Origin of the sequence: Corynebacterium sp. ACRPE (assembly GCF_022347435.1) — a bacterium.
In the GTDB taxonomy this organism is placed as follows: Bacteria; Actinomycetota; Actinomycetes; order Mycobacteriales; family Mycobacteriaceae; genus Corynebacterium; species Corynebacterium tuberculostearicum_D.
The window spans coordinates 1-8000 of the sequence record NZ_JAKRNA010000041.1 but is presented as its reverse complement, the minus strand read 5'-3'; the positions used below and the strand labels follow the sequence as shown (position 1 = coordinate 8000).

The window sequence follows — 8000 nt, the reverse complement described above, 5'->3', positions numbered from 1 at the left end:
CGGGATGATAAGCCCCGCCGACTTCGAGAACCGCATCGGTCTAACCACCAGCAGAAAAGAAATAGCCGCCTAACCACTAGGTAGCTCCACTACGTGTCCACAATTTGCGGGCAACCCCAGAAGACTCGGTTTACCTCATAAGCGGTGAGGTATTCCATCTACTAGACGAAGTGAAGATAACGGGTGCCGACCTCGCACAGACTGGAGGGATAACGCAAGGCAGGCTTTCCGCTGAAAAATCTTCAACAGCAATCGTCGGCCCACCAATTGAGCTGGCACCAGTCATGGACGATTCCGAAACACCAACCCCACTCACAACTACACCGGGCTAAATGCATTGCCCATATCATTGTTCCGCATGCACGAAGAACAGCCGGACCCTATTCAATAGAAATCAACAGTAGAACTGTTGAAACCTACGGACGAGAATGAGGTCTGCTACTTTGGCAGATGAGCAAGCACATTTTATCGATGGCCAGAAGTCCATACACATTTAATCAGCGGTAAAGAACACGGCCAAGCCAAGCAGGAAATTCATTTGCAGCTTCAAGTACCAGCACCGCTCTGTGAAAAGCAGTTCACGTAAGAATGCCAGATAGAGCCTAGGGCCCCGTCTGCTCAGGCGAACTCAAATCTCGCAAACCCTACCGTGCCAGTAGAATCAGCCCTCCCCTTCGTTAGCCACCCGCTACTGCTTGAGACTTCACCTCTTGAGCCTCGCTGACGGCATTGCCAAGTGCTGCAATGAATGCGATTAGGCCAACTGTAATGAAGATATGACCAAGACCAGCGATGCCAGAGATCATTGCAGAAGACTCCTCCCCCATTACGGTCAAGCATCCGTGCCAGATCATGACGCCGACGGTGACAACCACGCCGACGTTATACAGCCAAAAGAACGCATTGAACTGACCACGATTGCGTGACAGGCCAAAGACCTTCTCCAATACCAAGAAGATAAGGCTCATCATGAAACCGAGCGCTAGCAAGTGGGTGTGCGCCACGCTTAGCTGAGTGAACTCGCCCTCGGGGAAATCATTGGCACGCGTGAATTCTCGGTAGAACACGCCAGCGCCCAATCCCAATACGAGGTAGAAAATTGATGCCCAATACAAAGCTTTCATGGTCATTGTCCTTCCCAACCGCTGCCGCAGCCGGATTAGCGATGAATCAAATACTCTAAGGACTCATCTTTCTACATTCGTCCCCGTGTTGAATCACAGGGCTGGTTGAAGCTGCAATCAACCAGTTGGTTGATTACGAGGTCCGGTAGCTTAATATTCATAGTCTTGCCCTGGGAAATAAAAGCGCTGAATGTCAGGCACCTTTGTTTCAGCAAAGACCCGAACCGTTGAAGTGGTCTTCGTTAACTCCAGCTAGTTTGAAGAGGCCCACGCCTGAACCTTGTTCATATGTTCAACGAAGGCCGCTTCTGTTCTTTGCTCATGCAATTGCAACCAAGCGTCCACGACATCATCTGGGTAGACGTCCACCCCGCGCAATACCGCCGCGGTGAATGACACCGGAGCCAATCCAGATGCCGTAATCACTCCCCCGTCAAAAACTACATCCTCTTCTTTATAGCCCTGGGTGTTGGCGTAGTTCACTGAGGCAAGGAAGCCCTGCGCGTTGGAAGTGTGTTTGCAGTGGTTAAGCACCCCAGCGCGAGCGAAGGCCACAGTTCCACCACAGATTGCCGCCAATAGCACTTTGTTCTCATTTAGGACCTTAATCGTTTCCAACAGCTGTTCGTGCCCGTTAAAATATGTATCTGCCCCTGGCACCACGAACGCTGCAATATCAGTCCGATTCTGGATGTCCTGCAAGGTCAGGCTTGGAACCACCTCGATTCCGCCTTTAGAGCGGACGGCTTCTAGAGATTCGCCAACAAACAAAACCTTGAAGCGATCCGGCACTTGGGCCTCAGCTTCAGCTACCTGTGTTGTGAGGTAGGCATACTCCCAATCAGACATGGTTTCCGTCGCGTAAATAGCAATGATCTTCATGGAACTCACAGTACGCAGGATTTCCAATTAACTGTTAGACACCCGAACGACCTGCTTCCTCGCCTTAAACTGGCCACATGTCTGAAGTAATAAAGCAATACGCCGTAGACCTCACCCGGCTCGATACCGCCCAATACCGAGCTACCAATTCCGCGGGAGCGAGCATTGAATTTGGCAGTGGCGAGGGGCTCCTCTCCCCTGTCGAGCTTTTGCTAGCTGCCGTCGCGGGGTGTTCCGCCGTAGACGTGGATGTGGTGACATCTAGGCGCACGGAGCCGGAATCCTTCGACGTGCGCATAGAAGGTGACCGCGTAAACGAGGATGGCGCATCGCGCCTATCCGAGGTTCGCGTGGGGTTCGATCTATCGTTCCCGGATAGACCCGAGGGCAACCAAGCACGCAAGCTCGTGGACAACCTGATTCGCATCTCCCATGAGAAGGACTGCACGGTATCGCGCACGGTTGAGAATCCCACACGAGTGTTGTTTAGCAACGACTCAAAATAGTTTCCCAAAGTAAAAGCGCGACATGCGATTTCGTTCCGGCTAGGGCTCTAGACCTCTTGCTATGGTGCAGTTGTTAACTACTGTGACAAATGTGATTACTGCAGGAGCTCAACATGTCACCATCTTTCTCCCGTCGCGGCCTGTTTAAGGCTGGCGCTCTCGCCCTGACCGCAGGTGCTATCGGCGCTGCCGCACCGAGTGCAGCGGCGCTCGGACCGGTGCGCGGCACCATCATTGATTTCTCCGCCGGCGTACCTTCCCCGCAGGCAATTAAGAATGCCGGCCACATGGGCGCGATTCGCTACGTCTCCGACAAGCGCCCCGGCGCTGCGTGGATGACCGGCAAGCCGGTAACCCTCAAAGAAACTAAGGCCAATGCAGCAGCAGACCTGCCCACGGCGTCGGTCTACCAATTCGGCCGTGCGGAAACCGCCGATTGGAAGCAGGGCGCAGCTGGTGCAGCAATACACGCACCGAAGGCGATTGCGTTGCACAAGAAGGCAGGCGGCCCCACCAACCGTCCGATTTACATCGCGATCGACGATAACCCCACCCGGGAGCAGTATACCCGCCAAATCCGCCCCTACCTGCAGGCGTTTTCCAAGACGCTAGAGCTGGCCGGTTACCAGACGGGCATCTACGGCAACTACAGCACTATTGAGTGGGCGATCCAGGATGGCATCGGCAAGTACTTCTGGATGCATGACTGGGGTTCCAACGGCAAGATTCACCCGCGCACCACTATCCACCAGCTGCCGCACGGCAAGCAGCAGACCATTGGCGGCGTCATCGTTGACGTCAATGAGGTCTACGCCGAAGACTGGGGCCAGTGGACGCCCGGCGAGTCCGCGGCTCCTGCACCGGCAAAGAAGCCGACCACCAAGAAGCCACAGCCAAAGCCGCAGCCGCAGACCAAGGCCCCGAGCAATGGTTCGTCGGACCTGGTCAATCAGCTGAGCTCGCAACTGCAGAGCACGCACCCGGAGCTACCGGAGCTGCCGCAGGTCACCGCCAATGGCGTGACCTTTAATGGCAAGACATTGAGCAACGATCAGATTCGCCAGCTAGCGAAGATCGTCGCAGAGACAGTCTCTAAGGCGCGGTAGTACTACTTCTTAGAGGGCTCGGAGGTTTTCTCCGAGCCCTTCTTTTTATCTGCGGACTTCTTCTTGGACGTGGTGGATTCGCTGGTGGGCTCTTCGGACGAGGACTTATCCTTCTCGCCCTTGTCGGATTTCTCGTCCTTGTCCTTCTTAGTGGAGGCGGTAGTAGAAGTCTCCGAGGTGGAGGTCTCGATCGGTGGGACGTCCTCGCCGTCTTTGTACTTGAGGAAGCGCTCGGTGGCCTTGCCCAGATTCTTACCCGTCACCTCGTCCTTGACGTAGTCGGTGAGGTCATCGGATGAGCCGGTGATAGAGGCGGCCGCGACGAAGTTCTCGCCAAAGGAGACCGAGGAGTTGATGGACTTGTCATTGGACCAGCCCCACTTGCTGCCTACCACGTTAGAAAGCTTGGCGGTGCCGTAATCCTGGCGGTAGCCATCCTCAGAGATGGGATCGGCATGCGCCATGGCTACAAGCACTGGGTGGGTTTCATCGCGGTCGATGAGCTGCGAGATGAAGCTGGCGACGTCATACGTGGAGGTTTGCGAGTAGCCCCACTGCTCGCCGGCCTTGGTGGATTCGAGATTGAATTCATCCGCAATCGTGTCGATGGAATCCGGGTACTTGTCAAAGAGGTCTTCGGCGGACTTATCAGAGGAGCTAGCGATCATATCCAGCGCCTCGTATTTATCCTCGTACTCGCCCTTTTCCATCACGTAGGTGGCGATATAGAGCTTGATGAGGCTTAGCGCCGGGCGGGCTTCGTGCTCCGAGGCAGAGCCCATGTGCATGCCATCGTGCAGGCGGATATAGGTAATTGAATGCCCCTCATCGCCCTCGAGGAACTCATTGGTTTCCGGTGGGACGTCGCGGTTGGTGTCTGTTGCTTTTAAAGGGGCGTCGGCAAGCGCGTCGCTTTCGCGCTCGCTATTGCTGCACGCGGTGGTGGTCAAGGCGAGCATGCATACGGCCAAAGCGGCACCAGCCTTAACTGATGCCGCCTTGCGGGTCACGGACGTTCTAAGCACGTCCAACCACATTACCGGGTCTGTGCACTTTTCAAGCAATTAATGCTGCACGGGTACCTCCACGCCCACGCCAGTAAGCGAGCGAACCTCCATCTCTGCGGAAAGCTCCTCAAAGTTATCCGGCTTGGTCATAATGGAGACCAACCAGCCGACAAAGAAGGACAGCGGAATGGAGACCAAGCCCGGCGAGGAAAGCGGGAAGATGGCCCAGTCCGCACCTGGGAACATGGAGCTCTCAGAACCGGAGACTGCCGGGGAGAAGAAGATAAGCACCAGGCAGGACACCACGCCGGTATACATGGAAGCCACCGCGCCCGCGGTGTTGAAACGGCGCCAGTACAGGGAGTACAGGATGGTCGGCAGGTTGGCGGAGGCCGCCACCGCAAACGCCAGGGAGACCAGGAAGGCCACGTTCTGGGTCATGGCCAGGATGCCCAAGATGATGGAAACGATGCCGAGGACCACCACGGTGGCCTGGGAGACGCGGACCTGCTCGGCCTCGGTGGACTCGCCGTTGCGGATAACCGCGTGGTAGATATCGTGCGCAATGGACGCAGAGGCGGTAATGGCCAGGCCGGCCACCACAGCGAGCACGGTAGCGAAGGCCACGGCGGAAATAATCGCCATGAAGATGGAGCCGCCAATCTCCAATGCGAGTAGCGGCGCCGCGGCATTGGCCCCGCCCGGCGCGGCCAGGATACGGTCCGGCCCCACCAGCGCAGCTGCGCCGTAGCCCAAGACCAGGGTCATGAGGTAGAAGGCACCGATGATGACGATCGCCCAGGTAACAGAGCGGCGCGCCTCGGTGGCGGTGGGCACGGTGTAGAAGCGCATCAGCACGTGCGGCAGGCCACCCACGCCGAGCACCAGGGAAATGCCCAAGGAGATAAAGTCCAGCTTGGTGGCGGTGGTGGCGCCGTACTTCAGGCCAGGGGCCATGATGTCCTTCGCCTCGTAGCCCTTGTCCTTAATCTGCTCAGAGGCGGCGTGCATGTCAATGGCATTATTAAACAGGGTGCTAAAGCCGCCGCGCAGGGCAATGAAGACCAAGAAACACATGATGACCACGCCGGCGACCAGAAGCACGGCCTTAATCATCTGCACGTAGGTGGTGCCCTTCATGCCGCCGACCAGGACGTAGACAATCATGAGCACGCCCACAATGCCCACGACGAGGGCCTGCCACTTGAAATCGTGGATATCCAGCAGCACGGCCACCAGCGAGCCGGCGCCGGCCATCTGCGCGATGAGGTAGAAGAGCGTGACGAAGAGGGTGGCGATGGACGCCGCCACGCGCACGGGCTTTTGCTTCAGGCGGAAGGAGAGGACGTCCGCCATGGTGAAGCGGCCGACGTTACGCATAGGCTCGGCGACGAGCATGAGTGCTACCAGCCAGGCAACGAAAAAGCCCACCGAGTACAAGAAGCCGTCGTAGCCGTTGAGCGCCACCGCGCCGACGATGCCTAGGAAGGATGCGGCGGAGAGGTAGTCACCGGAGATCGCCAGGCCGTTCTGGCGTCCGGAAAAGCTGCCGCCACCGGTGTAGAAGTCCGAGGCTTCCTTGGTGGTTTTACCGGCCTGCAGGACCACCGCCATGGTGACGATGAGGAAGATGGCGAAGATGGAAATATTCAGTATGGGGTTGCCGGCGGAAGACTCGGCGGCAAGGGTGGTGGTAGTCATTAGATGCCCTCCAGTTCTTCACGGATGGCGGCCGACTTCGGCTCGATATTCTTATTGGCGTACTTCACGTAAATCCACGTGATGATGAAGGTGGTGAGGAACTGGGCAAGGCCGAAGACTAGGCCGATGTTCCAGCCGCCGCCGAGCTCGGTTGCCATGAAGCCTGGGGCAAACACGGCGGCAAGAACGTAGACCACGTACCACACGAAGAAGGCCACGGTCATAGGGAAGGTAAAACTCCGGTAGGTGCGGCGCAGCTCGCCGAATTTGGCGGAGTCGCGCATCGCGATGAACTCGCTACCGGTGGGTTCACGGCGCGAGACAGGAGTTGCAGCTACGTCACTCATAGAGCATCGTCTCCTTGGGTGAGAGGAACTTAGGTCACACGAGATAGTGTGTCACTGCTCACTATCCACGTTGATCTGTAAGTTACAGAACATTTTCTGCAAGGTTGTAAACTCTGCCAAGAAAACCTTCCACTCCCCCACCCTTTTAACCCCATAGGCTTCGCTGAACTGGAATAACATCTTTAGCAAACTACCCCCGCGGGAAGAATTTTTTACCCCTTGTAAAGATTGTTAACAACCGCTTGGCAAAAGAAAAAGCCCCCGTGAGGGGGCTTAAACTGCGGTTGACGTTACTCTTCGTTGCCTGGGAATTCGCGCGGGTCATTGAACATGCGGCCAAAGCCCTCCTGGCCCTCAAGGGCGTCGATGGCGGATACTTCCTCTGCCGTGAGCTCCAGCTCGGTGGCGGCCAAGTTTTCCTTCAGGCGCTCGGTGCGCGCGGACTTCGGAATGACGGAGATGTCCTTGGACATGAGGTACGACAGTACTACCTGTCCCTCGGTGGCCTCGTGGTCAGCCGCAGCCCGCTCAATCACAGGGTTATTGAGCACAACGCCGCGCGCCAGCGGGGCCCACGCCTCGGTGACGATGTCATTATCGTGATGGAAGGCGCGCAGGCTGGACTGGGTAAAGCCCGGGTGGATCTCCACCTGGTTGAGCACCGGAGAAATACCGGTGGTAGAAATCAGGTCCTTGAGCACGTCTTCGTAGAAATTGGCCACACCGATGGACGCAATCTGACCCATACCCTGCAGGCGGGCGATAGTCTCAAAGGTCTCGTTGTACAGGCCGCCCTGCGGCCACGGCCAGTGGATAAGATACAGGTCGAGGTAGTCCAGCTGCAGATCCTTCAGCGACTGCTGGAATGCCTCTTCTACCTTGTGCTCCCCCTGGTGGGAGTGCCACACCTTGGAGGTAATAAAGAGCTCATCGCGGGTGACGTCGCCGGCATCCATTGCCTGCTTCAGGGCGGTGCCTACCGCCTCTTCGTTCTTGTAGAGCGTAGCGGTATCGAAGTGGCGGTAGCCCAAATCGATGGCCTCGCGGATGACGCGGATGCATTCCTCGTCATATAGCTTGTACGTACCCAAGCCCAGCTGGGGCATTTCGCGGTCATCATTGAAAGTTACGGTTGGCACAGTCATGCCCTCCATTGTGCCGCAGTTTTTCTGACCGCGCCGAAAACGACGAAACCCCAGGGCAAACTGAACTGCTCCCCATTAGTTGGACTGAGAAATCAGTTACCTACTAGTGGGGAGCAGTTGTATGCATACGCGTAGTTCGTTGTCGGCGGGGCAGCGGGAAGAATTGGTGGCCCTTTTCGAGC

8 protein-coding genes are annotated in these 8000 nt (G+C 56.9%); 2 read left to right on the top strand and 6 right to left on the bottom strand.

Annotated elements, in window-relative coordinates; genetic code table 11:
• Positions 1 to 677: 677 nt before the first annotated feature.
• Complete coding sequence (locus MHY13_RS11850) at positions 678 to 1124, bottom strand: DUF2871 domain-containing protein (RefSeq protein WP_239283224.1); 447 nt, start codon at positions 1122 to 1124, stop codon at positions 678 to 680.
• 252 nt (positions 1125 to 1376) lie between these two features.
• Complete coding sequence (locus MHY13_RS11845; RefSeq protein ID WP_239283223.1) at positions 1377 to 2006, bottom strand: DJ-1/PfpI family protein; 630 nt, start codon at positions 2004 to 2006, stop codon at positions 1377 to 1379.
• A gap of 77 nt (positions 2007 to 2083) precedes the next feature.
• Here MHY13_RS11845 and MHY13_RS11840 point away from each other — a divergent pair, with 77 nt between their 5' ends.
• Positions 2084 to 2512: an OsmC family protein gene (locus MHY13_RS11840; protein ID WP_239283222.1), complete on the top strand. Its 429-nt coding sequence runs from the start codon at positions 2084 to 2086 to the stop codon at positions 2510 to 2512.
• 113 nt (positions 2513 to 2625) lie between these two features.
• Positions 2626 to 3618, top strand: a complete 993-nt coding sequence (locus MHY13_RS11835; protein WP_239283221.1) for a DUF1906 domain-containing protein — start codon at positions 2626 to 2628, stop codon at positions 3616 to 3618.
• Positions 3619 to 3620: 2 nt separating this feature from the next.
• Here the strand turns inward: MHY13_RS11835 and MHY13_RS11830 are convergent, their stop codons facing one another.
• The 4 genes from MHY13_RS11830 to MHY13_RS11815 all read right to left on the bottom strand — a co-directional run bounded on the left by MHY13_RS11830 (position 3621) and on the right by MHY13_RS11815 (position 7827).
• Complete coding sequence (locus MHY13_RS11830; protein ID WP_239283220.1) at positions 3621 to 4643, bottom strand: hypothetical protein; 1023 nt, start codon at positions 4641 to 4643, stop codon at positions 3621 to 3623.
• A gap of 39 nt (positions 4644 to 4682) precedes the next feature.
• The gene (locus tag MHY13_RS11825; RefSeq protein WP_239283219.1) at positions 4683 to 6326 is read right to left on the bottom strand and encodes a cation acetate symporter; all 1644 of its coding nucleotides are present in this window, start codon (positions 6324 to 6326) and stop codon (positions 4683 to 4685) included.
• A complete protein-coding gene (locus tag MHY13_RS11820) occupies positions 6326 to 6673 on the bottom strand; it encodes a DUF485 domain-containing protein (protein WP_005328356.1) in 348 nt (115 codons plus the stop codon). Before MHY13_RS11820 ends, MHY13_RS11825 begins: the two co-directional genes overlap by 1 nt.
• Before the next feature lie 290 nt (positions 6674 to 6963).
• The gene (locus tag MHY13_RS11815; protein WP_239283218.1) at positions 6964 to 7827 is read right to left on the bottom strand and encodes an aldo/keto reductase; all 864 of its coding nucleotides are present in this window, start codon (positions 7825 to 7827) and stop codon (positions 6964 to 6966) included.
• Positions 7828 to 8000 lie beyond the last annotated feature (173 nt).

Coding starts and splice junctions, on each gene's coding strand:
- MHY13_RS11815 (WP_239283218.1), bottom strand. CDS start 7,827: ATGGAGGGCATGACTGTGCCAACCGTAACTTTCAATGATGACCGCGAA.
- MHY13_RS11825 (WP_239283219.1), bottom strand. CDS start 6,326: ATGACTACCACCACCCTTGCCGCCGAGTCTTCCGCCGGCAACCCCATA.
- MHY13_RS11820 (WP_005328356.1), bottom strand. CDS start 6,673: ATGAGTGACGTAGCTGCAACTCCTGTCTCGCGCCGTGAACCCACCGGT.
- MHY13_RS11835 (WP_239283221.1), top strand. CDS start 2,626: ATGTCACCATCTTTCTCCCGTCGCGGCCTGTTTAAGGCTGGCGCTCTC.
- MHY13_RS11845 (WP_239283223.1), bottom strand. CDS start 2,006: ATGAAGATCATTGCTATTTACGCGACGGAAACCATGTCTGATTGGGAG.
- MHY13_RS11850 (WP_239283224.1), bottom strand. CDS start 1,124: ATGAAAGCTTTGTATTGGGCATCAATTTTCTACCTCGTATTGGGATTG.
- MHY13_RS11840 (WP_239283222.1), top strand. CDS start 2,084: ATGTCTGAAGTAATAAAGCAATACGCCGTAGACCTCACCCGGCTCGAT.